This is a genomic window from Mycobacterium sp. NTMscope_Eco_3 (assembly GCF_976985685.1).
This window is the reverse complement of sequence record NZ_CDRJYZ010000001.1, coordinates 2,412,384-2,436,293: the sequence shown is the minus strand read 5'-3', so window position 1 is coordinate 2,436,293 and position 23,910 is coordinate 2,412,384. Positions and strand designations below refer to the sequence as shown.

Sequence of the window (23,910 nt, the reverse complement as noted above, 5' to 3'; positions counted from 1 at the left end):
TCCCCGAAAAACTGCGCTGACCTGCGGACGGGCTATCACTACGCCCAAGACTAGCTAGAATATCTAAAATAGCAAGGAATGGCAGCGAGCAAGGGGGTTGGCGATGTCCGACGGTGTTCTCCACGGCGTGCGGGTCATCGAGTTGGCGTCGTGGACCTACGTGCCGTCGGCCGGTGCCGCCCTGTCGGACTGGGGCGCCGACGTCATCAAGGTGGAGGGCGTCACCTCGGGTGACCCGGGCCGCGCGCTGGTGGTCGGCGGTTTCACCCGGCAAGCCGCCCGCCCCGACGCCGACTTCATCCTCGAGTTGGGCAACCGCGGGAAGCGCAGCATCGGGATCGACATCAAGTCGGCGACCGGCCGTGAGCTCTTCGGCCGGCTGCTGGCCAGCGCGGACGTGTTCTTGACCAATTGGCTGCCGGGCGCGCTCGAGCGGGCGCGCCTGACCGTCGACGACATCCGCTCGTTCAACCCGAAAATCATCATCGCGCGCGGCACCGGGCTGGGAGTGCGGGGCCCGGACCGGGACAGGGGCGGGTTCGACGCCGCGACGTACCTCGCGCGGGGCGGGGTGGCGTACACGCTCACACCGTTCGGCAGCGAGACCCCAGCGGTTCAGGGACCCGGTTTCGGTGACCTGCAGGGTGGTGCGACGCTGGCCGGCGGCGTCTGCGCCGCCCTGTTCCATCGCGAACGCACCGGCGAGCCGACCATCGTCGACTCCTCGCTGCTGGCCCAGGCGATGTGGTCGATAGCGCCGTCCATTTCGGCCGCCGACTTCTTCGACATCGACGGCATTCCGGGCGCCCCGCCGGGCCTGGCCATCAACCCCCTCGTCAACCGGTACAAGACCAAGGACGGCAGGTGGATCCAGCTGGTATTCCTGCAGCCGGACAAATTCTGGGTGGGCTTCTGCCAGCGCATGGGCCTGGCCGAGCTGGCCGACGACGAGCGCTTCGTCCCGTCGACCAACCTGATCGCCAACGCCGCCGCGGCGACCGAACTTTTCGCGAATGCGTTCGCCCGCCACGACCTCGCGCACTGGCAACGCGTGCTCGCGGACGAACCCGGCGTGTGGGGCGCCCTGGCGACGCCGCGGGAGACCCTCAACGACCCGCAGGTCGAGCCCAACGGCTACGTGGTGACCAACGTCGACGACCACGGCGAGAAGTACCGAATCGTTGCCGCGCCAGTGCAATTCGACGAAACCCCGCCGGCGCCCGCGCGGGCGCCCGAACACGGACAGCACACCGAGGAAATCCTGCTGGAGCTCGACGTCGATTGGGACGACATCGCCAAGGCCAAGGAACTCAAGGCGATTCTCTAAGGTAGGGATCGGCCTAATCGCGCTTTTTGGCAACCAGTTTCGCTACCACGCGTCGCGGATTCCGTGGTTAGCAACCGATTCCGAAACGGTCACGGGCGCATATCGATGTCGGCGGCGGTCTGGCAGAACGCGGGCAATCGACAAATCATGGCACAGGGCGCTTTTGAGGTATGCGGCCGCGACGATGCGTAGCACACACGAATTCCTCGTCCGGTACGTGAGTGACGGATTCATGAACGGCGCCGCAGGAGGTATCCACAGCATGTCAACGAACTGGGTTCCCGCCCAGACTTCGTGCGGTCCGCACTCCGGTCGCATTCTGGACACCGCGCGGGGCATTCTCATCGGGCTGCGCCGATGCCCCTCGGAGGCCGCATTGGACGAACTGCACAGCGCGGCATTGCGGCACAAGGTGCCGGTGTTCGCGATGGCATGGGCCCTGGTGCATCTGGCCGGCGATGGCCAACAGACACCGAGCTTCGTCGATGCGCAATCCGCGGCCCGGCGCGAATGGGGACCGCTGTTCGAGTCCGCCGCAGTGACCTGTTGAGCGGGCACCAAGACGTTGGGACGGCCGAGCTTTCGAGGGGTAACCCGGCCGTCTCCAACTCTTTCGATAACTCTTTCGATGAAGCACCGGACCGTTCCGCGGGTCGCGCCTTCGGGCTCGAGCTCTATTGGCCGGCGCGCGGGCGGGGTAGCAGGCGCTGGCGGAAGATCAGGGCGGCCAATCGACCGATGTCCGAAACCGACTACGGCATAAGCCTGTTCCGCTGACGGGCGCGCACCGTATCCAAGGTCGTAGGCGTCGAGCGAAGTGCGAGAATGTCATCTGTGACCGGTGTCCAACGCGATGTGAACCGGGTCTGCTGATGGGCTCGGCGCCGCAGCTGTACCGCCCGGGCTCTGTGCTGGCGGACCATATCGAATTCTTTGGGCATTGGCTTCATCGCGGGGCGAGATACCGAAGCCGAGCGCTGCCGCGCGGCGCGGTGACGATCGTCTTCGACGTTGGCCACCGCCAGCACCTGGACCTTTATGCCGCCGACGGCACCACCGAGATGAGCGTTCCGCCTGCGTTCGTCACGGGATCGTAGAACACGCCCTACGTCTCGGACATCGCGGCCGACGAGGCCGTCATGGCCATTCATTTTCGACCCGGGGGCGCATTTCCGTTTCTGGGCATACCGTTGGGCGACCTGGCGGATGGACCCGTGGGCGGCGGTGAGATCTGGGGACGGCGAGGACGCGACTTGCACGAGCGCTTGATCGAGGCGCCGTCCGTCCCGGCCAGGTTTCGTCTGCTGGAGGAGTTCATGCTGGCGCAGGCGCGCTCGTCGGTGCATCGGCATCCCGGCGTCGCTGCCGCGATGGTTGCGGTCGAAGCCGATCCCTCGATTCGACTGGCTGATGTCCGCCGCATGACGGGTTTGTCCACCAAGCGGCTCATCGCACTGTTCCGCGCCGAAGTTGGCTTGCCCCCAAAGGAATTCGCCCGTGCCCGGCGCTTCCAAGCCGCGCTGAGGCGCCTTGGCGACGGCACGGGCGGCGCCCGCATCGCCGCCGACTTAGGGTATTTCGACCAATCCCACTTCGTGCGGGAATTCCGGGCGTTCAGCGGGACGACGCCGACGTACTACCGGCGGCAGCGCATCCTGTTGCCCAGCCACGTCCCGCTCGAGCGGCACAAATATCCAAGACCATTCGCTCGGGCGTGCACATGATTGCGACATGGAAGACACCGGACGAGCCGTAGCTCACACAGGCCTGTTGGTTGCCGCGATGCGCGCCGAGGAATCGTCGCGCCGGGACCGACTGTTCACCGATCCGTTCGCCGAACGGCTCGCCGGCAACGAAGGTCGCGAATTGCTTGCCAAAGCCGTGGCGAAGACGGGCGCGACGTCACCGCAAATCGCCATCCGGACTCGCTTCTGGGATGAGCGCCTGCTGCGGGCTCATCGGACGGCATTTCGCAGGTGGTGATCCTCGCCGCGGGCATGGACGCCCGCGCTTACCGTCTGCCGTGGCAGCCGGGCACCACCGTTTACGAAGTCGACCAGCCGCGGGTGACCACGATCAAAGACGAACGGCTCGCCGGCGAGCAACCCCGGTGCCATCGGGTCACGGTGGGAATCGATCTGGCCGACGATTGGCCGAAGGCCTTGCGTTCCTATGGATTTTCGTCATCTGCACCGGCGGTGTGGCTAGTCGAGGGTCTGCTGCAGTACCTCGAGGCATCGGATGTCGGCGCCTTGTTCACCAGGATCGACGCGTTATCAGCGCCGGGTTCGCGGGCTCTATGACCTGGTCGGGGCGACGTTGATGGAAGCGGAATTCCTGCAGCCCACCCTGGAATTCATGCGGCGCCTCGGTGCGCCATGGACGTTCGGTACCGACGCACCGGCGTCCCTTGTCGAGCGGCACGGCTGGACGGCCCAAGTTACCGATGTCGCCGAGCCCGGAACGAAGTGGAATCGCTGGGACCATCCGGTGGTCCCGCTCGACGTGCCCGGAATACCGCGCGGCTACTTCGTCGAGGCGATCAAGGCCTAGCGTCGGTTCGCAAGCCCGCCGCGTGTGGCGGGCTTCACAGGCCGGCGGGATCGACGCAGATCACCCGCCGGGCGGGCCCGGTTTACCGGGACGGGAACTGGCGCGTATTCCTGCGACGCGAGCGGATCAGCGGCCGTTCGGGCAGGTGACGTGAGACCGTATAAGCCTATGTCGAATCACGATTTTGTCACCTACGAGGAATTCGGTCGCCGGTTCTTCGAGGTCGCCGTCACTCCCGAGCGTGTTGCCGCCGCGTTCGCCGACATCGCGGGCAGCGAGTTCGACATGGAGCCGATCGCCCAGGGGCCGGGCAAGATCGCCAAGGTCAGCGCGAACGTGAAAATCCAGGAACCCCGCGTCACCCGCCGGCTGGGCGACAGCATCACCTTCGTCATCCACATTCCGCTGTCGATCGATCTGCTGGTGGACCTGTGGCTCGACAAGCAGCGCTTCGTGGTCTCGGGCGACATCGCCCTGCGTGCGACGGCGCGCGCGGCCGAACCGCTGCTGTTGATCGTCGACGTCGCCAAGCCGCGGCCTTCCGACATCACCGTCAACGTCTCGTCCAAATCCATCCGCGGCGAGGTGCTGCGGATCTTGGCCGGGGTGGACGGCGAGATCCGGCGATTCATCGCGCAGTATGTCGCGACCGAGATCGACGCGCCGGCGTCGCAGGCCGCGCAGATCATCGACGTCGCTCAGCAACTCGAACAGGCGTGGCCCTGAGCCTGGCCAACGAATAGGGCCGGCGGTGTTGGGGTACTCATCCACGGTTGTGCGTGTGTCACCGGTGGGTGGCAGCGCTGGTGATGTGGCGGAGGAGCGGAGAAACGCCTTGGCTCGAGTAGATGTTTCGGTGTCCTCGAAGGTGGAGCCGGAAGCGGCCTGGAAGCTGGCGTCGGACCTGGACCGGTTCGACGAGTGGATGACGATCTTCGCCGGATGGCGAAGTCCCGTTCCGGCCACGATCGAGAAGGGCACCTGCGTCTCGTCGTGCGTGAAAGTCAAGGGTTTCCGCAACGTCATCCATTGGACCGTCACCCGGTATGACGAGCCGAAATCGATTGAGCTGCAAGGCCGCGGCCGTGGTGGAATCCGGCTCAACGTGGAGATGACCGTCTCCGCGAACAACCCGGGATCGACCTTTCACCTCGCCGCCGATCTCAAGGGCGGCTTACTCAGCGGGCCGATCGGGGGACTGGTCGCCCGGGTGCTGCGATCCGATGTGCAAAAGTCCGTGAACAATCTCGCGTCGTTGCGGTAGCGGAGCTAGCGGCCCGGGTGTCCGATCACCCACTCGCGCTGTTCCTGGCGAATCCGCCTGCGGTCCATCGCAAGCCACGCCAGCCCCGCCCCGAACGCGAGCATCGCGACGATCGCGGCGGTGACGCCCGCGCGCGCCTGCCCCAGAGCGAAATTCGCGACGCACACCACGAACGCCAGCGCCGCGGCGCAGACCACGACCAGTCCGGGCGTCGGCGCCGCATCAGGCATCGATTCGTCGCGATCGTGGGTGGCGGTCCGATGATGGTCGACAGGGCTGTGCCTCATGGGCGTCTCCTCTGCTGTCGCTTCCGTCCGGCCGATTCTTTGGAGCTACCCAAAACGCCCGGTGGACAAACGACTTGGAGGAGTTGACGGGCCTTACAGGGTTTGGTGTCGCCCGAAGTACTTGTGGTCTTCGCTGTAGCCGCCGTAACCGCTTCCGATGTCGCGGTAGTCGGCGACGAATTCGATGCCCTTGATCCACTTGACCAGTTTGAAGCCGTGTTGCAGCTCGTTGCGCAGCCGCAGCGGCCTGCCGTGCATGTACGGCAGCTGCTGGTCATTCATGTTGTAGGCCAGCATCGTCATGTGGTGGTCCATCTGGCCGATGTGATGGGCGTTGTAGTAGATGCCCCCGGTGGCGCCGAGACCCATCGAATAGAAGACCGCCCATTTCGCCTCGGGCAGTGGCTTGACGATGTCCATGATCGTTTTCATTTGCACGCCACCCCATTTGGCGACGCCCGACCATGCCTGGATGCAGAAGTGCTGGCTGATCTGCTCGTGGTAGGGCAGCGCCATCAAGTCCTCGAGCGAGAACTCCATCGGGTGCTCGACCAGCCCGTAGACCTTCAGCCGCCAGTCCTTGAAGTCGTCGCGCTCGAGTTCTTTGTACTCGACGGTCTCCGGCAGGCGTCCGTTGCGCCAGTGGTGCGGCGAGATGTCCTTTTCGGTGAAGGCGCCCGGCTTGGGGTCCAGCCGCTCGAGCACCCGCTGGAACGGGCCGACCAGGGCGTACCCGACCCGCTGAACGACCCGCGGGTGCTTGATGGTGAACGGTGTGGCCCACACCCACGCGACGGCCGTCAGCACCATGGCCGCGGCGAAGATCCAGAAACCGATCCAGCTGTTGTCGTCGCGGGAGGCGAACATGTGGTTGAGGTTCCGCAGTGCCTGAGTGGTCAACACCATCGTCACGTGTACCAGGATGAAGAACAGGAAGTACACCAGCACCAGGAAATGCAGCGACCGTGCGTGCTGAATGCTCAGGCGTTTGCTCAGCCAGTGCACGCGCTGCGACAGCGCCGGCGACATCCCGAGGCCGGTGATCAACGCGGCAGGCGCGGCGATGAAGACGGTGGTGAAGTACGACAGCAGCTGCAGGCCGTTGTAGGCGACCCAGCCGTTGTCAGTCGGCCAGTCCAGCGACATGTACTGAATCGTGACCGACGCGGCGTTGGGGAAGACGTCCCAGCTGGTCGGCACGATGTGGCGCCACTGCCCGGTGGTGAACAGCAGCACGTAGAACACGGCCCCGTTGAGGAGCCACAGCACGTCGACGCCGAGGTGCCACCACCGCGCCAGCCCGATGGAGTGCCGGAATCCGGGCAGGCCGAATTGCGGTGGGAGGGCGACGGTGTCGGCGTTGGCGGTCCAGAGCTCGTCGTCAGGCACCGGTGGGCCGACCCGCAGCCACTCATCTTTGCCCGGGGTGGCGTTGCGGCTGAAGTAAAGCCGGGGATGGTCACAGAGAATCTGAATCCCCGTCCTGATGATGAACATCATCATGAAGAGGTTGAAAAAGTGCGTCCAACCGATCCACGCCGGCAGCCCGGCCGGAGCGCCGCTGTGCGGGTCGGTCCCGGGGTAGCGCGCGATGAACGACTGGATGGCCGGGATGTTGTGCAAACCCTTACCGATCGCCACCGACGCGATCAACAAGGCAAAGCCGATCGGGATCAGCCACAGTAGGTTGAACCACCGGTCGCGGCCGACGCGCAACTTCGGGGCGGTCGCCCGCCTCGTGAGATCGAACCCGCCGCCGTACTCCTCAACATCGATGGTGTCGTGAGCGGTATGGATCTCGTGCCGATAACCAGGATCGGATGTCAGCGGCGTGCCTACCGCCAACGTCGAGATCGAGCTGTTCCCCACCGGATCAACGTGCTTGCTTTCGGCATGCGTCACGGGCTTGAAAATACACGAAAACACCTGGATAAATCCAAGTTTGATTGGAAAAAACGCCGCTGGGCGAGTCTTGTCGCGCCATATATTCGTCGGCAACAGTTGCCAGCGGGCAGAATCCGCCAGGGCATTGGTGACGATCGCCGCAACTGCGACAGGAAGGCGAAGGCTTACGCCGCAAACTCGGACCCTGGGCGGTAGCTGTGAGTTTACCTACAACTTCCGGGATGGTCGGGGCTACGCCGGGTCGCGGGGCCGCAATCGTTTGGCCGGCCGAGCCTCGATGGCGTTGATGGTCAAGACCCGGCGGTCGATCCGCCAGCGCCCGTCGGTCAGGCGGTAGTCATCGTCGTAGCGCAGATGCCACACCACATCCACCACCTCGTCGCCGCGCTGGTTCCAGTGGTGGGCGACGCACGTGACGCGCCCTCGTGCGGTGCCCGGCCGCCCGGCCGCCTCGTACACCTCACCGACGATCGCGTGCTCGGTGCGCGCGACCGCGGCGACGGCCGCGACGGCCCTCGCGATGGCTTCCCGGCCGCGATGCGCATGTATCGGCAGCAGATCGGCCGGTGGTGCGGGCACGACCAACTCGGCCTCGACGGTGAAAAGGTCCGCGACGGCATCGAATTCACGGTCGTCGACGTGGGCGGCGTACCGGTGGACCACATCGCTGAGCGCCATTCGCTCGTCGGCGGACAGCGTCATCGGCCTCACGAAACCAGTGACAGCCGCTGCGCGCACGCCGACAGGGCGTCTTTGGCCTGCTCGATGTCGGCGGTCGGCGGCATGGCCAACACCAGCCGGTCGGCGCCCTGATCGACGAGGCTCGCCGCGCGCTCGGCGTCGATCTTGGTGACACTGTGGCCGAGCGAAACCTCCAGGGTCGCGGGATGGCGGCCCGCCGCCGAGGCCTCGTCGCGCATGAGCGCGATCAGCGAGGCGAGCCGGTCTCCGGTGACGCCGAGCGGCTGGAAGCCCTCGCCGAAGCGCCCCGCCCGGCGCGCGGCCGCTCGGCTATGGCCGCCGATGTGCACCGGAAACCGTTCCGCGGTAACGGGTTTGGGATAGCTCGTCACATTGTCGAAGCTGAAGAAGTCGCCGTGGAATGATGCCCCCCGGGGTTGGTCGGCCCACAGCGCGCGCATCACCGCCAGCTGCTCGTCGGCACGCCTGCCCCGGTTGTCGAAGTCCGCGCCGCACGCCTGCAGCTCTTCTTTGAGCCAGCCGACGCCCACGCACAGCCGCAGCCTTCCGCCCGAGAGCACATCGACGGTGGCGACCCGCTTGGCGAGCACCACCGGGTGGTGATTGGGCAGTACCAGCACCCCGGTGGCCAGCCCGAGGCTGGTGGTGTGGCCCGCCAGAAACGCCAGCAGATCGAGCGGGTCGGGAATGGGACAGTCGGCCGCCAGCCCGACCCGTCCGGAACTGTCGTAGGGATAAACGCTGTCGTAGCGCGTGAGCAGGACCGTGTGCTCGACGGCGACGATCGATTCGAATCCGCACGCCTCGAGGTGGCGCGCGAAAGCCACCATCCAATCGGGGTCCGCGGTGACACCGTCGGCGACCGGGGCCACGACTGAGACCTTCATGGTTGCTGAAGCTAACAAGGCGGCCGGTCGCGCCGTCAGCGGGTCGCGCCTTCCCTGCTTTCTGAGGGTGCGACCGCGGCGCGCACGGCCTCGGCCAGCGTGGCGGCCCGGGGATCGGTGAAGACGTCTTCGAGCATCACGTCGCGCCCGTCCGGGCCGGTCAGCGGGACCCGCCAATTGGGGTATTCGTCCGTGGTGCCGGGCTGGTTCTGGGTGCGGCGGTCACCGACGGCATCGGTCAACGCCACCCCCAGCAGCCGCGACGACGTCCTGCCCAGATACCGGTACAGCGCCACGACGACCCGCTCCGGGTCGTCGTCGCCGTCCTCGAGCAGACCCACCCGCCGCAACTCGGCCAGCCACGCCGCCAACTCGGCACGGTCGGACTCGAGCTCCTCGGCGACGGGCCGGGTCAGCAATCCCAGCGAATCGCGCAGCCGCACATGGTCGCCCGCCAGGTAGCCGGCGGTCGGCGGCAGGTCGTGGGTGGTGACCGAGGACAGGCAGTACTCCCGCCAGCGCTCGGCCGGCAGTGGCCCGCCGTTCCCGTCGCGATCCAACTCGAACCAGAGGATCGAGGTGCCCAGCAAGCCGCGTAACAGGAGGTAATCCCGCACCCACGGCTCGACCGTCCCGAGATCCTCGCCCACCACCACCGCGCCCGCCCGATGCGCTTCCAGGGCGACGATGCCGATCATGGCTTCGTGGTCGTAGCGCACGTAGGTGCCCTCGGTGGGTGACGCGCCCCGCGGGATCCACCAGAGCCGGAACAACCCGATGATGTGGTCGATGCGCACCCCGCCGGCATGCCGCAGCACCGCGCGGATCAACGCGCGAAAGGGCCGGTATTCGTGCTCGTCCAACCGGTCCGGCCGCCACGGCGGCTGCGACCAGTCCTGGCCGAGCTGGTTGAACTCGTCCGGCGGCGCGCCGGCGGTCACGCCCAGCGCCATCACGTCCTGCAGCGCCCAGGCGTCGGCGCCGTTGGGGTGCACACCGACGGCCAGGTCATGCATGATGCCCAACGCCATTCCGGCCCGGACCGCCTGGGACTGCGCCGCGGCGAGCTGCTCGTCGAGCTGCCACTGCAACCAGCGGTGGAAATCCACTGTGTCGGAATGCTTTTCGACGAAGTCCGCGACCCCGGAGGCATCGGGATGCTGCAGCGCTTCGGGCCAGGAATGCCAGTCGTCGCCGTACGTTTCGGCCAACGCGCACCAGGTCGCGAAGTCATCGAGCGCGCGGCCCTCCCGGTCGCGAAAGGCGACATAGGACAGCTCCCGGCCGGCCGACCGCGGTTCCTCGTGCAGCAGCTTGAGGGCGACCCGTTTGGCCGCCCACGAGCTGTCGCGGTCGACGGCGTCGAGGCGGCCGGCGCGCTGCTGGACTTCCGAGCGCAGCCGGCGGACCCGGCTGCGCTTGCCCAGGTCGGCGAATTCGGGGATCGCCTCGACGCGAAGATAAATCGGGTTGACGAAGCGCCGCGACGTCGGCAGGTACGGCGAGGGCTCCATCCGGCTCTTCGGACCGGGAGGCGCCGCCGCATGCAGCGGATTGACCAAGAGGTAGTCGGCGCCGTGCCGCGACGCCGACCACACCGCGAGGTCGGTCAGATCGGTGAGATCCCCGACGCCCCAGGACTTCCGGGACCGCACGCTGTAGAGCTGCGTGGCCAGGCCCCACGCGCGGCGACTGCCCAGCTGCTCCGGCAGCCCGAGCCAATCGGGCGTCACGATCAGCGCGGTGCTGGTCTCGGAGTCCCCGGAACGCAGGTGCACCCGGTGATATCCCAGCGGCAGGTCGGTGGGCAGCAGGAAGCTGGCCTCGCCGACCCAGCGTCCGTCCAGGTCGAACGGCGGGGTGAAATTGTCGACCTGCACGACGCCGCCGCGCACCGTGCCGTCCTCGAGCGCCAACCACACCTCGGCGGGGTCACCGTGGGTGACGTGGGCCCAAAACCGGATCTGCTCGCCGGTACGTCCGACGATGGTCGCCGGCAGTCGCCGCGCCCAGTGTGACCGTAACTTGGCGGTCAGCGCGACGTTGCGTTCCTGTTCGTTGTCGGCCGCGACGCCGAGCGCGGCCAGCACGGCCTTCAGCGTCGTCTCGGAGACTCGCACCCGCGCGCCGCTCCAGTCCTCGTACTCCGTCGCGATGCCGTACCTCCGGGCGAGTTCGATCAGCGACGGCGCGAGTTCGGTCATAGGGCCATCTTGCTGCCAGGATTCGTGGACCGGCGACCCGGACCCGGCGCGAGTTGGCGTTTTCTTTGCTGGACGGTCGCCTGCCGTTCATTTATCTCGCCCGTCGGTAACCCGCTCGCGCGCTCAACAGGACGCCGACGCCATGGGCCACTACGATGCCCTGAGGGGACCGACAAGAATCCGGTGAACTGATCCGTGGGGGAACAGAAACTGCCAGCTCAGTGGTGTCATCCGCCGCCGTCGGCGCGGCGGGCTCCGGCGCGGCGAACGGCGCCGGATTCGGGTGCCTCGACAGATGTGGAAATGCATGCGCTTCGGCGCCGCATGGCGAGGTCCGTGCAGGTGCCTTACCGTTGTCATGTAATTCGCGCTGGATCGGTCCCGAGAGACGAAATCCAGGCGTTCGAGCAAACCGGATGGTGAATTAGTGGCGGAAGAGAGTCGCGGGCAGCGCGGGTCGGGGTACGGCCTCGGGCTGTCGACGCGGACCCAGGTCACCGGCTATCAGTTCCTTGCCCGCCGGACCGCGATAGCGCTGACCCGGTGGCGCGTGCGCATGGAGGTCGAGCCCGGTCGGCGCCAGAACCTTGCGGTAGTGGCCTCGATTTCGGCCGCGCTGGTGATCTGCCTGGGCGCGCTGCTCTACTCCTTCATCAGCCCGGCCGGCCAGATCAACGAATCGCCGATCATCGCCGACCGCGACTCGGGCGCCCTGTACGTCCGCGTGGGGGACCGGTTGTATCCCGCGCTGAACCTGGCGTCGGCGCGCCTGATCACCGGTCGCCCGGACAACCCCCACCTGGTCCGGTCGAGCCAAATCGCGACCCTGCCGCGCGGCCCGATGGTGGGCATCCCGGGTGCGCCCTCGAGCTTCCACCCCACCAGCCCGGCCGCGTCGTCGTGGCTGGTGTGCGACACCGTGGCGAATTCGACCGGTGCCGGGGCGCCGTCCGGCGTGACGGTCACGGTCATCGACGGCAACCCCGATCTGAGCCACCACCGACGGGTGCTGACGGGGACGGACGCGGTGGTGCTGAATTACGGCGGCGACGCCTGGGTGATCCGCGACGGACGCCGCTCGCGCATCGACGCCGCGAACCGGTCGGTGCTGCTGCCGCTGGGCCTGACCCCCGAGCAGGTCAGCATGGCCAAGCCGATGAGCCGCGCCTTGTACGACGCGTTGCCGGTGGGCCCGGAACTGACAGTGCCCCAGATTCAGAACGCGGGCGCCGGCGCCTCGTTCCCGGGGGCGCCCGGACCCATCGGCACGGTGATCGTCACCCCGCAAATCAGTGGGCCGCAACAGTATTCGTTGGTATTGGCCGACGGTGTGCAGACGCTGCCGCCGTTGGTGGCCCAGATCCTGCAGAACGCCGGACCGGGCAACACCAAACCGGTGACCGTGGAACCGTCGGCGTTGGCGAAGATGCCGGTGGTCAACAAGCTGGATTTGTCGTCCTACCCGGATGCGCCCCTGAACGTGATGGACATCCGCGAGAATCCGGCGACCTGCTGGTGGTGGCAGAAGACCTCCGGTGAAAACCGGGCCCGTGTGCAGGTGATCTCGGGCGCGACCATCCCGGTCGAGTCCAAGGACGTCAACCGGGTGGTGTCGCTGGTCAAGGCCGACACCACCGGCCGCGAAGCCGACCAGGTGTTCTTCGGGCCCGACTACGCGAACTTCGTCGCCGTCACCGGAAACGATCCCGGCGCCAAGACCACCGAATCGCTGTGGTGGCTCACGGATGCCGGCGCCCGATTCGGGGTCGACGACACCCGCGAAGTCCGAGAAGCGTTGGGCCTGAAGACGAAACCGGCCCTGGCGCCGTGGGTGGCGCTGCGGCTGCTGCCGCAAGGGCCGACGTTGTCGCGCTCCGATGCGCTGGTGCAGCACGACACGCTGCCGATGGATATGTCCCCAGGAGAGTTGGCGGTACCCAAGTGAAACGCGGATTTGCCCGGCCGACACCGGAGAAGCCCCCGGTCATCAAGCCGGAGAACATCGTCCTTCCGACCCCGCTGAGCATTCCGCCACCGGAAGGCAAGCCGTGGTGGCTGGTCGTGGTCGGTGTCCTGGTGGTCGGCCTGCTGATCGGCATGGTCGGCATGACCTTCGCCAGCGGCTCGCACGTGTTCGGCGGCGCGGGCGCCATCTTCCCGATCTTCATGATCGGCGGCGTCGCGATGATGATGTTCGGCGGCCGATTCGGCGGCCAGCAGCAGATGAGCCGGCCCAAGCTGGACTCGATGCGGGCCCAGTTCATGTTGATGCTGGACATGCTGCGCGAGACCGCCCACGAGTCGGCCGACAGCATGGACGCCAACTACCGGTGGTTCCACCCCGCGCCCACCACGCTGGCCGCCGCGGTCGGCTCGTCGCGCATGTGGGAACGCAAACCCGACGGCAAGGACCTCAACTTCGGTGTCGTCCGCGTCGGCGTCGGTATGACACGCCCCGAGGTGACCTGGGGTGAGCCCCAGAACATGCCGACCGACATCGAGCTCGAGCCGGTGACCGGTAAGGCGCTGCAGGAGTTCGGGCGCTACCAAAGCGTCGTTTACAACCTGCCCAAGATGATCTCGGTGCTGGTCGAACCCTGGTACTCGCTGGACGGGGACCGCGAGCAGGTCCTGGGATTGATGCGGGCGATCATCTGCCAGCTGGCGTTCTCCCACGGACCCGACCACGTGCGGATGATCGTCGTCAGTTCGGATCTGGACGAATGGGACTGGGTGAAATGGCTGCCCCACTTCGGTGATCCGCGCCGCCAGGACGCCGCGGGCAATGCCCGGATGGTCTACAGCTCGGTGCGCGAGTTTGCCGCCGAGCAGGCCGAATTGTTCGCCGGCCGTGGGTCTTTCACTCCCCGGCACGCCAGCTCGTCCGCGCAGACCCCGACACCGCACACGGTGATCATCGCCGACGCCGTTGACCCCCAATGGGAATACGTGATCAGCGGTGAAGGCGTCGACGGGGTGACGTTCTTCGATCTCACCGGCTCGCCGATGTGGAGCGCCGTCCCGGAGCGGACCCTGCGGTTCGACAAGAAGGGTGTGATCGAGGCGCTGCCCCGCGACCGCGACACCTGGATGGTGATCGACGAGAAGCCCTGGTTCTTCGCCCTCACCGATCACATCAGCGTCGCCGAGGCGGAGGAGTTCTCGCAAAAGCTGGCGCGCTGGCGGCTCGCCGAGGCATACGAAGAGATCGGCCAACGGGTGGCGCACATCGGCGCCCGAGACATCATGGCCTACTACGGAATTGACGATCCTGGCCACATCGACTTCGAGGCGCTGTGGGGCAGCCGCAACGACTCGATGGGCCGGTCGCGGTTGCGGGCCCCGTTCGGTGTTCGTTCCGACAACGGCGAGTTGTTGTTCTTGGACATGAAGTCGCTGGACGAAGGCGGCGACGGCCCACACGGGGTCATGTCCGGAACGACGGGTTCGGGAAAATCGACCCTGGTGCGGACCGTGATCGAATCCCTGATGCTCAGCCACCCGCCGGAGGAGCTGCAGTTCGTGCTCGCCGACCTCAAGGGTGGTTCGGCGGTCAAGCCGTTCGCCGGGGTCCCGCACGTGTCCCGGATCATCACCGACCTGGAAGAAGACCAGGCGTTGATGGAGCGCTTCCTCGACGCGCTCTGGGGTGAGATCGCGCGCCGCAAGGCGATCTGCGACAGCGCCGGCGTCGACGACGCCAAGGAATACAACTCGGTGCGCAGCCGGATGCGGGCGCGAGGGCAGGACATGGCGCCGCTGCCGATGCTCGTGGTGGTCATCGACGAGTTTTACGAATGGTTCCGCATCATGCCGACGGCGGTCGACGTCCTCGACTCGATCGGCCGTCAGGGCCGCGCCTACTGGATTCACCTGATGATGGCGTCGCAGACCATCGAAAGCCGCGCCGAAAAGCTCATGGAGAACATGGGTTACCGGCTGGTGCTGAAGGCGCGTACCGCCGGTGCGGCGCAGGCGGCCGGCGTGCCGAACGCGGTCAACCTGCCCGCCCAGGCGGGCCTGGGCTATTTCCGCCGCAGCCTGGAGGACATCGTCCGGTTCCAGGCCGAATTCCTGTGGCGGGACTACTTTCCGCGCGGCCTCACCGACGACGGGGACGAGGCGCCGGCGTTGGTGCACAGCATCGACTACGTGCGCCCGCAGCTGTTCACCAACTCGTTCACCCCGCTGGAGGTCAGCGTCGGGGGACCTGAGGTCAACGTCCCGGCCATCCCCACCGACGGCGACGTACTTCCGATCGAGGCGGCCGAGGAGGACGTCGAGGGGATCAGGACGCCGAAGGTCGGCACCGTCATCATCGATCAGCTGCGCAAGATCGACTTCCAGCCGTACCGGCTGTGGCAGCCGCCGCTGAACCAGCCGGTCGCCATCGACGATTTGGTGAACCGGTTCCTCGGTCACCCGTGGCAGCAGGAGTACGGCACCGCGCAGGATCTGGTCTTCCCGATCGGGATCATCGACCGCCCGTTCAAGCACGACCAGCCACCGTGGACGGTCGACACGTCCGGCCCCGGCGCCAACGTCCTGATCCTGGGGGCCGGCGGTTCGGGCAAGACCACCGCGCTGCAGACCCTGATCTGCGCGGCGGCGCTGACCCACACGCCCGAGCAGATCCAGTTCTACTGCTTGGCCTACAGCAGCACCGCGCTGACCACGGTCGCCCGGCTGCCCCACGTCGGTGAGGTGGCCGGTCCGACCGACCCGTACGGCGTGCGCCGCACGGTGGCCGAGCTGCTGGCGCTGGTGCGGGAGCGCAAACGCACCTTCCTCGAGTACGGGATCGCCTCGATGGAGGTGTTCCGGCGGCGCAAGTTCGGCGGTGAGCCCGGCCCGGTCCCCAACGACGGGTTCGGCGACGTCTACCTGGTGGTGGACAACTACCGGGCGCTGGCCGAAGAGAACGAGGTGCTGATCGAGCAGGTGAACGTGATCATCAACCAGGGCCCCTCGTTCGGGGTGCACGTGGTGGTCACCGCCGACCGCGAATCCGAGTTGCGGCCACCGGTGCGCAGCGGCTTCGGCTCCCGGGTCGAGTTGCGGCTGGCCGCCGTCGAAGACGCCAAGCTGGTGCGCTCCCGGTTCGCCAAGGACGTTCCGGTCAAGCCGGGTCGCGGCATGGTCGCGGTCAACTACGTCCGCCTCGACGCCGACCCCCAGTCCGGTCTGCACACGCTGGTGGCCCGGCCCGCGCTGGCCAGCACGCCGGACAACCGTTTCGAGTCCGACAGCGTCGTCGAAGCCGTCAGCCGGATCGCGAGCGGCCAGGCCCCGCCGGTGCGCCGGCTGCCGGCGACCTTCGGCGTGGAGCAGCTGCGGGAGATCGCCGCCCGAGACACCCGCCAGGGCGTCGGCGCGGGCGGAATCGCCTGGGCCATCTCGGAATTGGACCTGTCGCCGGTCTATCTCAATTTCGCCGAGAACGCGCACCTGATGGTCACCGGCCGCCGCGAATGTGGGCGGACCACGACGCTGGCCACCATCATGTCCGAGATCGGGCGGCTCTACGCGCCGGGAGCGACCAGCGCGCCGCCGCCGCCGGCCGGACAGCCCTCGGCCCAGGTGTGGCTGGTGGACCCGCGCCGTCAGCTGCTGACCACGCTGGGCTCCGACTACGTGGAGAAATTCGCCTACAACCTCGACGGCGTGCAGGCGATGATGGGCGAACTGGCCGCGGTCCTGGCCGGCCGCGAACCACCGCCCGGCTTGTCCGCCGAAGAGTTGTTGTCGCGGTCGTGGTGGAGCGGACCGGAGATCTTCCTGATCGTCGACGACATCCAGCAGCTGCCGGCAGGTTTCGATTCGCCGCTGCACAAGGCCGCACCGTGGGTGACCCGGGCCGCCGACGTCGGCCTGCACGTGATCGTCACCCGGACGTTCGGTGGTTGGTCGTCGGCGGGCAGCGACCCGATGTTGCGGGCGCTGGCCCAGGCGAACGCGCCCCTGCTGGTGATGGACGCCGACCCCGACGAGGGATTCATCCGCGGCAAGATGAAGGGTGGCCCGCTGCCCCGCGGCCGTGGCCTGCTGATGGCCGAGGACACCGGTGTGTTCGTCCAGGTCGCGGCGACCCAGTTGCGCAAGTAGGGCCCATGGGGACTGCAGCCGCTGCGCCGGGGCCGGGCGGGAGATCCCGCTCAGCCCCAGCACAGCGGCAGTTCCTTGAGCGCGAAACTCTTTGAGGGGTAATTGATCACGGGGGAGTAGTCCGCGGGCAGCTCGAAATCCGGAATCTGGGTGAGCCACTCCGCGACGATCACCGTCAGCTCGATGCGCGCCAGGTGCGAACCCAGGCAGCGGTGCGGGCCGCCGCCAAACCCCCAGTGCCGGTGCACTTTTCCGTCCATGTTGAGCTCATTGGTGGACATCGAGTCGCTGTCGTCGCGGTTGACGGCCGCCATGCAGAGCCGCACCGAGGTGCCCGGCGGCAACGTCATGCCGCCGACTTCGACGAACTCGGTGGTGATCCGCGGCGCCACCGGCGCCGAGGGTTCCAGCCGGACGATCTCTTCGATGAAAACCCTGATCTGCTTGGGGTTGTCGCGAAGTTCCGTGCGCAGCTGCGGCCGGCGCGCCAATTCGAAGAGCGAGAATCCGATCGCCGCGGTCACCGTGTCCAGACCGGCGAGGATCAACAGGTGACTCATGCCGAGCAGCTCGATGTCACTGAAGCCGCCGTCGCCGGTCATCACCTGCGACAACATGTCCGAACCCGGATTCTGCCGGCGTTGCGCGATGGCGTCGACGAGGTACTGCAGCAGCTGCTGGCCCTTCGCCATATCGGCCTGGGTGAGGAACGGCTTGTCGGAGATGACGGAGTCTTTCCAGTCGATCAGCCGATCACGATCCTCGAGGGGCAGACCGTAGAGGTCCAGGAACACCTGAAACGGGTACAGGCTCGCCAGATCCGCCATCACTTCGCACGCACCCCGGCCGGCCAGCGCCCCGATCATGTCGCGGGCGTGCCGCTCCAGCGCGGGGCGGGACTTGCTCAGCGCGTGCGGGCTGAAATACGGCTGCAGGATCTTGCGGTAGCGGGTGTGTTGCGGCGGGTCAAAAGCCAGGGGCAGCACCGGCAGCGGGTGGCCGGGGGGCTGCAGCACCGTCGACGAGAAGACCTTGGGATTACGAAGCGCGGACAGCACGTCTTCGCGGCGCGTGATGTAGTAGTGGCCGTTCATGAAGACGACCGGCCCCGCGTCGCGCAGCGTCTTCCACCCCAGGCCGCGATCGGCGCTCATCGGCAGCTTGTCGAATTCCAGCCGGGGTAGGTGGAACGAGCCGTATTGACCGTCGCTCATGCCGGCAGCAACATCTGGGGGCGCATCAATATTGCATGGGGGGCAAAGGAACACGGATCCGAGCACCCGAACCGATGCGAGCCATTCGGCGCCCGGTTCTCGATGGCGAACATCTTCGATACATTACCGACCGGCTAATCTGGGTATCGGACCGTGAAGCGCAATGTCGGGCCGCGTAGGGAGGAATTCGTGAGGGTTCGTCTGGACCAGTCGAAATGCGTGGGCCACGCCCAGTGTTACGCCGTCGACCCCGACCTTTTTCCCATTGACGAGTCCGGCTATTCAATTCTTCAGGAGCACGACGTCCGGCCCGAAGACGAGCAATTGACTCGCGATGGCGTCGCCTCCTGCCCCGAGATGGCGCTGATCCTCGACGAGGACTGACGGCGCGAAACCGCGGCACGGCGCGGTGGAAAGCAAACGGTTAATGAACAAACCGTTGCCCTGTATGAACTGCTGCCGACCGGGAATGAACAGTGGTTGGCCATTAATGAACAGGGCCCTTTGCGTGTCGGCGATTGCCCCGTAACGAACTAATCTCAGTGCCGGGCGGCAGTTCGAAGACACGGGGCTGTCGCTCGGTTGCTGAAAACGGGATTGGCCGAGGCAGAAGGTGCATGTCGTTTTTGACCAGACGTCCGAGAAGCGTGGTGGCAGATCACCTTTCCGGGCGCAGCCCCTTGGTCAGCATGCGCCGGCCCGCCCGGCCGGCCGAGTCGCGGTCCGAAGGGCCGCTGACGGGCTCCCGCGGACGCAGCGATCGACCGGTGGGGTCGTTTACAGAGCCGTGATTACCGCCACCACTGATTCCCATGTGCCAGCCGAAATCGCCTGCGGGCTCGGCCGACTGAGGAGGATAGGTGCTTGAGTTCGGTGCGTTACCGCCCGAAATCAATTCAGGTCGCATGTATGCGGGTCCGGGCTCGGGGCCGATGATGGCCGCGGCCGCCGCCTGGGACGAGATCGCGGCCGAGGTGGGCGTGGCGGCCACCGGCTACAACTCGGTGGTCACGGAGCTCATCAGTGGGCCATGGGTGGGGCCGGCGTCGATCTCGATGATCTCGGCGATCACCCCGTTCATCAGCTGGCTCAGTGCCGTGGCCGCGCAGGCCGAAGAGGCCGCCAGCCAGGGCCGGGTGGCCGCGGCGGCGTTCGAGGCGGCGTTTGCGATGACGGTGCCGCCGCCGGTGATCGCGGCCAATCGGGTGTTGCTGGCGAATCTGATCGCGACGAACTTCTTCGGGCAGAACACCCCGGCGATCGCGGCCACCGAGGCGCAGTACATGGAGATGTGGGCTCAGGACGCCGTGGCGATGTACGGGTACGCCGCATCGTCGGCGACTGCCTCGGAGTTGGCCCCGTTCGCGCCGCCGCCCAACACCACTGCCCCGGACGCAACCGGCAATCAGGGCGCCGCGGTGGCGAAGGCCGTCGCCGAGCCGGCGGGCAACACCGCACAAACCACGTCGCAGCTGGCCTCGCCACAAGCGTTGACGCTGAACACAGCTCAAGCCATGCAGGTCCAGGCCACGGCGACGAACGCATCGGCTCAGGGGTCGACGACGACCGGGGTCTCGAGCTCGCTGCAGGACCTTCTGGGGCTCAATCCCACTGTCTACGACACGATCCTGAAGCGGACGACGGGTCTGGCGTACTTCTCGAACGGCATGGGGCAGTTCGCGTCGTCGATCGCCCAGCAGTTGACCTTTGGTCCCGGTGGTAGCACGGCGGGTGCCGGCGGTGCGTGGTTCCCCACGCCGCAGTTCGCGAACCTGGGATTGGGCAACCTCGGTGGTGGAGCGGGCCACCTGAGCGCGGTTACCGCGAGTGCCGGGCAGGCCGCGCGGGTGGGGACGTTGTCGGTGCCCCAGCATTGGGCGACGCTGACCTCGGCGGTCAGCCCTTCGACGGTCTCGGAGCTGGAGGCCGCCCCCGTCCAGGCCGCCGCGACCGGGACCACCGGACCGGCCAACGGACTACTGCGCGGCATGCCCGCCGGGGCACTGGGACGGCGGGGCGCCTCCGCCGGCTATGTCAACAAATACGGATTCCGCTACAGCGTGCTGACACGCCCGCCCTCGGCCGGATGACCCCCCATGGACAGCTCGACATACGGAGGCGATGCCCCATGATCCACCTCATCCCGGAGGTGACTGCGGCGCCGTTCGCTGCGCACGCACAGATGTATCAGGTCGTCGGCGCGCAGGCGGCGGCAATCCACGAAACGTTCGTCAACACCCTGAGCACCGGCTCCGGGTCGTACGCGGTGACTGAGGCGGCCAACGCGGCCGCGACGGGTTAAGGAGTCAATGATGTTGGATTATGGGGCTTTTCCGCCGGAGTTCAATTCGGCGCGGATTTATTCGGGTCCGGGGTCGGGTTCGTTGGTGTCTGCGGCGTCGGCGTGGAGTGCGTTGGCTGCGGAGTTGAATTCGGCGGCGCTTTCTTACGAGAAGGTGGTGACCGCTTTGAGTAGTGAGGAGTGGTTGGGTTCGGCGTCGGCGACGATGGCTCAGGCGGTGGAGCCGTACGTTGCGTGGATGACCTCGGCGGCGGCGCAGGCTGAGGAGGCGGCGACGCAGGCGCGGGCAGCGGCGGCGGCGTATGAGGCGGCGTTGTCGGCGTCGGTGCCGCCGCCGTTGGTGGCGTCGAATCGGATGCAGGTCTCTCAGTTGCAGGCGACGAATGTGTTGGGGCAGAACACGCCGTTGATTGCGCAGTTGGAGGCCCAGTATGGCGAGTATTGGGCTCAGGATGCGGGTGCGATGTATGGGTATGCGGGTCAGTCGTCGTCGGCGACCAAGCAGACGCCGTTTCAGAAGGCTCCCGAGATCACTAATGCGTCGGGGCAGGCCACCCAGAATGCGGCGGTCACCAAGGCGACCACGGATTCCTCGGCGGTCAACACGTCCAAGGTGTTGCAGTCGCTGGCCCAGCCCACCACCAACGCCACGACGCAGGCGACGTCGCAGGGCTCGGATCCACTCTCTGCCATCTGGTACCTGTTGACCGGCCAGACCACCTTCCCCACCAGCCTGGGAACGGCCGTCAATGGCTATAGTCCGTTCGCCAGCCTCTTCTATAACACCGAGGGTCTGCCGTACTTCAGCATTGGTATGGGGAACAACTTTGTGCAGATCTCGAAGTCGTTGGGGTTGATCGGTAGTGCGGCCCCGGCGGCGGCCAAGGCCTTGCCCGCGCTGGGTGGTTTGGGCGGCATGCTCGGTGGGGGGGCTGCGGCGGCGCATCCGGTGGCGGCGTTGGGCAGTGCGGCCTCGATCGGGGGCAAGTTGTCGGTGCCGGTCCCGTGGTCGGGGGCCCCGGCGGCGGCGCCGGCGCTCGGGCATGCGATTCCGGTCAGCACCATCAGCGCGGCCCCCGAGGCCGCCGGTGGACCCGGAAACCTGCTCGGCGGGATGCCGTTGGCCGGTGCCGGTGCCGGCGGACACGGCGTGGCCGGACCCAAATACGGCTTCCGGCCCACTGTCATGGCCCGACCACCCTTCGCCGGATAGCTTCCCCGGGCCCCGCGAGCCCGGGAGCGATCGAGAACACGCCCTGCCCCGAAAGCAAAAGCGGCAGGGCGTGTTTCGTCGTGACAGCTGCCGCCCTGTTCGCGGCCGTCGTGCTGGCCGCGGTGGTCGCCGCAGCGGCGAACCTCGCAACGGCTTTATCTGCGGCCGGATTTTTATCCCGCGGTGGGGCTTTTGACCTGCGCGCAGACACCCGGAATCGGCCCGCCGACCCGGGACGACGGCGCGCCCTGGTGGGCACGGACGCGGTGTTCCCGCAGGTAATCGGTCGCCGCGGCGCGACACGGCCCAGCGCGGCGACGCGCCGGCGCTGAGTCGTAACTCCGCTCTGGGCGCGGCCGTCGCCGCACCAGCGGCCGTGCGACCAGGCGGCGATAAGCCGGGCGGCCACTTAGCCTTCCCAAGCAAGCCAATGCTGAATTTCACCGACTCAATGCCACGTACGAGGGGATACATGTCGTTCGAGCCCGGCGCTTCATAGCCATGGACTTCGGGGCATTACCGCCGGAGGTCAATTCCGGTCGCATGTATGCGGGTCCGGGCTCGGGGCCGATGATGGCCGCGGCGGCGGCCTGGGATGGACTCGGCGCCGAGTTAGACACGGCCGCAAGCGGTTACGCGGTGGTGATCTCGGAACTGACCCACGCTCCCTGGGTGGGCCCGGCATCCGCGTCGATGTTGTCTGCGGTCACGCCGTATGTGAGCTGGCTGAGCATCCTGGCCGCGCAGGCCGAGGAGACGGCCGGCCAGGCACGCGCCGCCGCGGCGGCGTTCGAGGCGGCGTTTGCGATGACGGTGCCGCCGCCGGTGATCGCGACCAATCGGGTGCTGCTGGCGAATCTGGTCGCAACGAATTTCCTCGGCCAGAACACGCCGGCGATCGCGGCCACCGAGGCGCAGTACATGGAGATGTGGGCCCAGGACGCCGCGGCGATGTACGGGTACTCCGGCTCGTCGCTGACCGCGTCGGAGTTGGCCCCGTTCACGGCGCCGCCGCACACCACGACCCCCGACGGGGACTCCGGGCAGGCCGCTGCGGTGGCCCAGGCGGTTGCCGAGCCGGCGGGCAACACCGCACAAACGACCTCACAGCTGGCGTCGCCACAAGCCTTGTCGCTCAGCGCAACTCAAGCCGCGCAGGCGCCGGCGACCGTGACCAACGCCTCGGAATCAGGGTTGCTCACGAGCACGCTTCAGAACTTGCTGCAGAACGGGCTGCCGACCCCCACCAACAACTGGCTGGGGCTGACCCCCACGATCTACGACACGATCCTGAAGCGGACGACGGGTCTGGCGTATTTCTCCAACGGTATGGCCAGCTTTTGCACATCGATCGCGCAACAGCTGACCTCTGGTCCCGGTGGTAGCACGGCGGGTGCCGGTGGTGCGTGGTTCCCCACGCCGCAGTTCGCAAGTTTGGGTCTGGGCAACCTGGGCGGGGGGCTGGGCCATGCGAGCGGGGGGGTTGCCGCCGGTGCCGGGCAGGCCGCGCGGGTGGGGATGTTGTCGGTGCCCCAGCATTGGGCGACGCTGACCTCGGCGGTCAGTCCTTCGACGGTCTCGGAGCTGGAGGCCGCCCCCGTCCAGGCCGCCGCGACGGGCACCACCGGTGGACCGGCCAACGGGTTGCTGCGTGGCATGCCGGCCGGGTCGCTGGGTCGTCGTGGCGCGGCCGCCGGTTATGTCAACAAATACGGATTCCGCTACAGCGTGCTGACACGCCCGCCCTCGGCCGGATAAGCGGCGGAATTCGGCATGCGCACCCTCACCTTTATCCGCGACCGGATTTTATCCCCGGCCCCGATACCCGTGCCCCGAGCGACCACGACATCGCACCGCGGTAGCCCGACCGGGCGCACCCTCGGTTCCGGCCGTTTCCGCAGTTCCAGACCGCTATCCGGGCCGACCACCGCGCGGTCCGCCGGCGGC

Annotated in this window: 17 protein-coding genes and 3 pseudogenes; 14 read left to right on the top strand and 6 right to left on the bottom strand. The window is 67.3% G+C overall.

Annotation, left to right across the window (positions count from 1 at the left end; translation table 11 throughout):
• Nucleotides 1-103 precede the first annotated feature (103 nt).
• The 6 genes and pseudogenes from AC0KTM_RS11205 to AC0KTM_RS11180 all read left to right on the top strand — a co-directional run bounded on the left by AC0KTM_RS11205 (nt 104) and on the right by AC0KTM_RS11180 (nt 5,144).
• The gene (locus AC0KTM_RS11205) at nt 104-1,327 is read left to right on the top strand and encodes a CaiB/BaiF CoA transferase family protein (RefSeq protein ID WP_472415549.1); all 1,224 of its coding nucleotides are present in this window, start codon (nt 104-106) and stop codon (nt 1,325-1,327) included.
• Between the two features lie 262 nt (nt 1,328-1,589).
• A complete protein-coding gene (locus AC0KTM_RS11200) occupies nt 1,590-1,877 on the top strand; it encodes an ANTAR domain-containing protein (RefSeq protein ID WP_472415548.1) in 288 nt (95 codons plus the stop codon).
• Between the two features lie 322 nt (nt 1,878-2,199).
• Nucleotides 2,200-3,051: pseudogene (locus tag AC0KTM_RS11195) on the top strand (AraC family transcriptional regulator).
• Nucleotides 3,052-3,058: 7 nt separating this feature from the next.
• Nucleotides 3,059-3,880 (top strand): annotated as a pseudogene (locus AC0KTM_RS11190) (SAM-dependent methyltransferase).
• A 168-nt stretch (nt 3,881-4,048) separates the two neighbouring features.
• Entirely contained in the window at nt 4,049-4,606 is a 558-nt protein-coding gene (locus AC0KTM_RS11185; protein ID WP_014942085.1) for a hypothetical protein, read from the top strand.
• A gap of 109 nt (nt 4,607-4,715) precedes the next feature.
• The gene (locus AC0KTM_RS11180) at nt 4,716-5,144 is read left to right on the top strand and encodes a type II toxin-antitoxin system Rv0910 family toxin (protein WP_238955882.1); all 429 of its coding nucleotides are present in this window, start codon (nt 4,716-4,718) and stop codon (nt 5,142-5,144) included.
• Between the two features lie 5 nt (nt 5,145-5,149).
• On the opposite strand, the gene AC0KTM_RS11175 is transcribed toward AC0KTM_RS11180, so the two are convergent.
• The 5 genes from AC0KTM_RS11175 to malQ all read right to left on the bottom strand — a co-directional run bounded on the left by AC0KTM_RS11175 (nt 5,150) and on the right by malQ (nt 11,129).
• Nucleotides 5,150-5,431, bottom strand: a complete 282-nt coding sequence (locus tag AC0KTM_RS11175; protein ID WP_238955881.1) for a LapA family protein — start codon at nt 5,429-5,431, stop codon at nt 5,150-5,152.
• 93 nt (nt 5,432-5,524) lie between these two features.
• Nucleotides 5,525-7,300 (bottom strand): molybdopterin-dependent oxidoreductase, encoded by a 1,776-nt coding sequence (locus tag AC0KTM_RS11170; protein WP_225328219.1) that lies wholly within the window; start codon nt 7,298-7,300, stop codon nt 5,525-5,527.
• Nucleotides 7,301-7,567: 267 nt separating this feature from the next.
• Nucleotides 7,568-8,038 carry a nuclear transport factor 2 family protein gene (locus tag AC0KTM_RS11165; protein ID WP_225328202.1) on the bottom strand — a complete coding sequence of 157 codons (471 nt, stop codon included), beginning with the start codon at nt 8,036-8,038 and terminating at the stop codon, nt 7,568-7,570.
• Nucleotides 8,039-8,043: 5 nt separating this feature from the next.
• Nucleotides 8,044-8,925 carry an LLM class F420-dependent oxidoreductase gene (locus tag AC0KTM_RS11160; protein WP_225328203.1) on the bottom strand — a complete coding sequence of 294 codons (882 nt, stop codon included), beginning with the start codon at nt 8,923-8,925 and terminating at the stop codon, nt 8,044-8,046.
• Nucleotides 8,926-8,960: 35 nt separating this feature from the next.
• The gene (malQ, locus tag AC0KTM_RS11155; RefSeq protein WP_225328204.1) at nt 8,961-11,129 is read right to left on the bottom strand and encodes a 4-alpha-glucanotransferase; all 2,169 of its coding nucleotides are present in this window, start codon (nt 11,127-11,129) and stop codon (nt 8,961-8,963) included.
• A 427-nt stretch (nt 11,130-11,556) separates the two neighbouring features.
• On the opposite strand from malQ, the gene eccB reads away from it, so the two are divergent.
• Both eccB and eccCa read left to right on the top strand, forming a co-directional pair.
• Entirely contained in the window at nt 11,557-13,074 is a 1,518-nt protein-coding gene (gene eccB / locus AC0KTM_RS11150; protein WP_014942094.1) for a type VII secretion protein EccB, read from the top strand.
• Complete coding sequence (gene eccCa / locus AC0KTM_RS11145; RefSeq protein ID WP_225328206.1) at nt 13,071-17,234, top strand: type VII secretion protein EccCa; 4,164 nt, start codon at nt 13,071-13,073, stop codon at nt 17,232-17,234. The genes eccB and eccCa overlap by 4 nt, the downstream gene beginning before the upstream one ends.
• Nucleotides 17,235-17,284: 50 nt before the next feature.
• On the opposite strand, the gene AC0KTM_RS11140 is transcribed toward eccCa, so the two are convergent.
• Nucleotides 17,285-18,448 (bottom strand): cytochrome P450, encoded by a 1,164-nt coding sequence (locus AC0KTM_RS11140; RefSeq protein ID WP_225328207.1) that lies wholly within the window; start codon nt 18,446-18,448, stop codon nt 17,285-17,287.
• Between the two features lie 189 nt (nt 18,449-18,637).
• Here AC0KTM_RS11140 and AC0KTM_RS11135 point away from each other — a divergent pair, with 189 nt between their 5' ends.
• From AC0KTM_RS11135 to AC0KTM_RS11110, 6 genes and pseudogenes are all read left to right on the top strand, one after another.
• Nucleotides 18,638-18,832 carry a ferredoxin gene (locus AC0KTM_RS11135; protein ID WP_225328208.1) on the top strand — a complete coding sequence of 65 codons (195 nt, stop codon included), beginning with the start codon at nt 18,638-18,640 and terminating at the stop codon, nt 18,830-18,832.
• 476 nt (nt 18,833-19,308) lie between these two features.
• Entirely contained in the window at nt 19,309-20,538 is a 1,230-nt protein-coding gene (locus tag AC0KTM_RS11130) for a PPE family protein (RefSeq protein WP_225328209.1), read from the top strand.
• A gap of 50 nt (nt 20,539-20,588) precedes the next feature.
• Nucleotides 20,589-20,750, top strand: a pseudogene (locus tag AC0KTM_RS11125) (PE family protein); the annotation flags it as partial.
• A 7-nt stretch (nt 20,751-20,757) separates the two neighbouring features.
• Nucleotides 20,758-21,963, top strand: coding sequence for a PPE family protein (locus AC0KTM_RS11120; protein WP_472415547.1), 1,206 nt, complete (start codon nt 20,758-20,760; stop codon nt 21,961-21,963).
• 80 nt (nt 21,964-22,043) lie between these two features.
• Complete coding sequence (locus AC0KTM_RS11115) at nt 22,044-22,295, top strand: hypothetical protein (RefSeq protein ID WP_225328210.1); 252 nt, start codon at nt 22,044-22,046, stop codon at nt 22,293-22,295.
• 169 nt (nt 22,296-22,464) lie between these two features.
• A complete protein-coding gene (locus AC0KTM_RS11110) occupies nt 22,465-23,721 on the top strand; it encodes a PPE family protein (RefSeq protein WP_225328211.1) in 1,257 nt (418 codons plus the stop codon).
• The last annotated feature ends 189 nt before the right edge of the window (nt 23,722-23,910 follow it).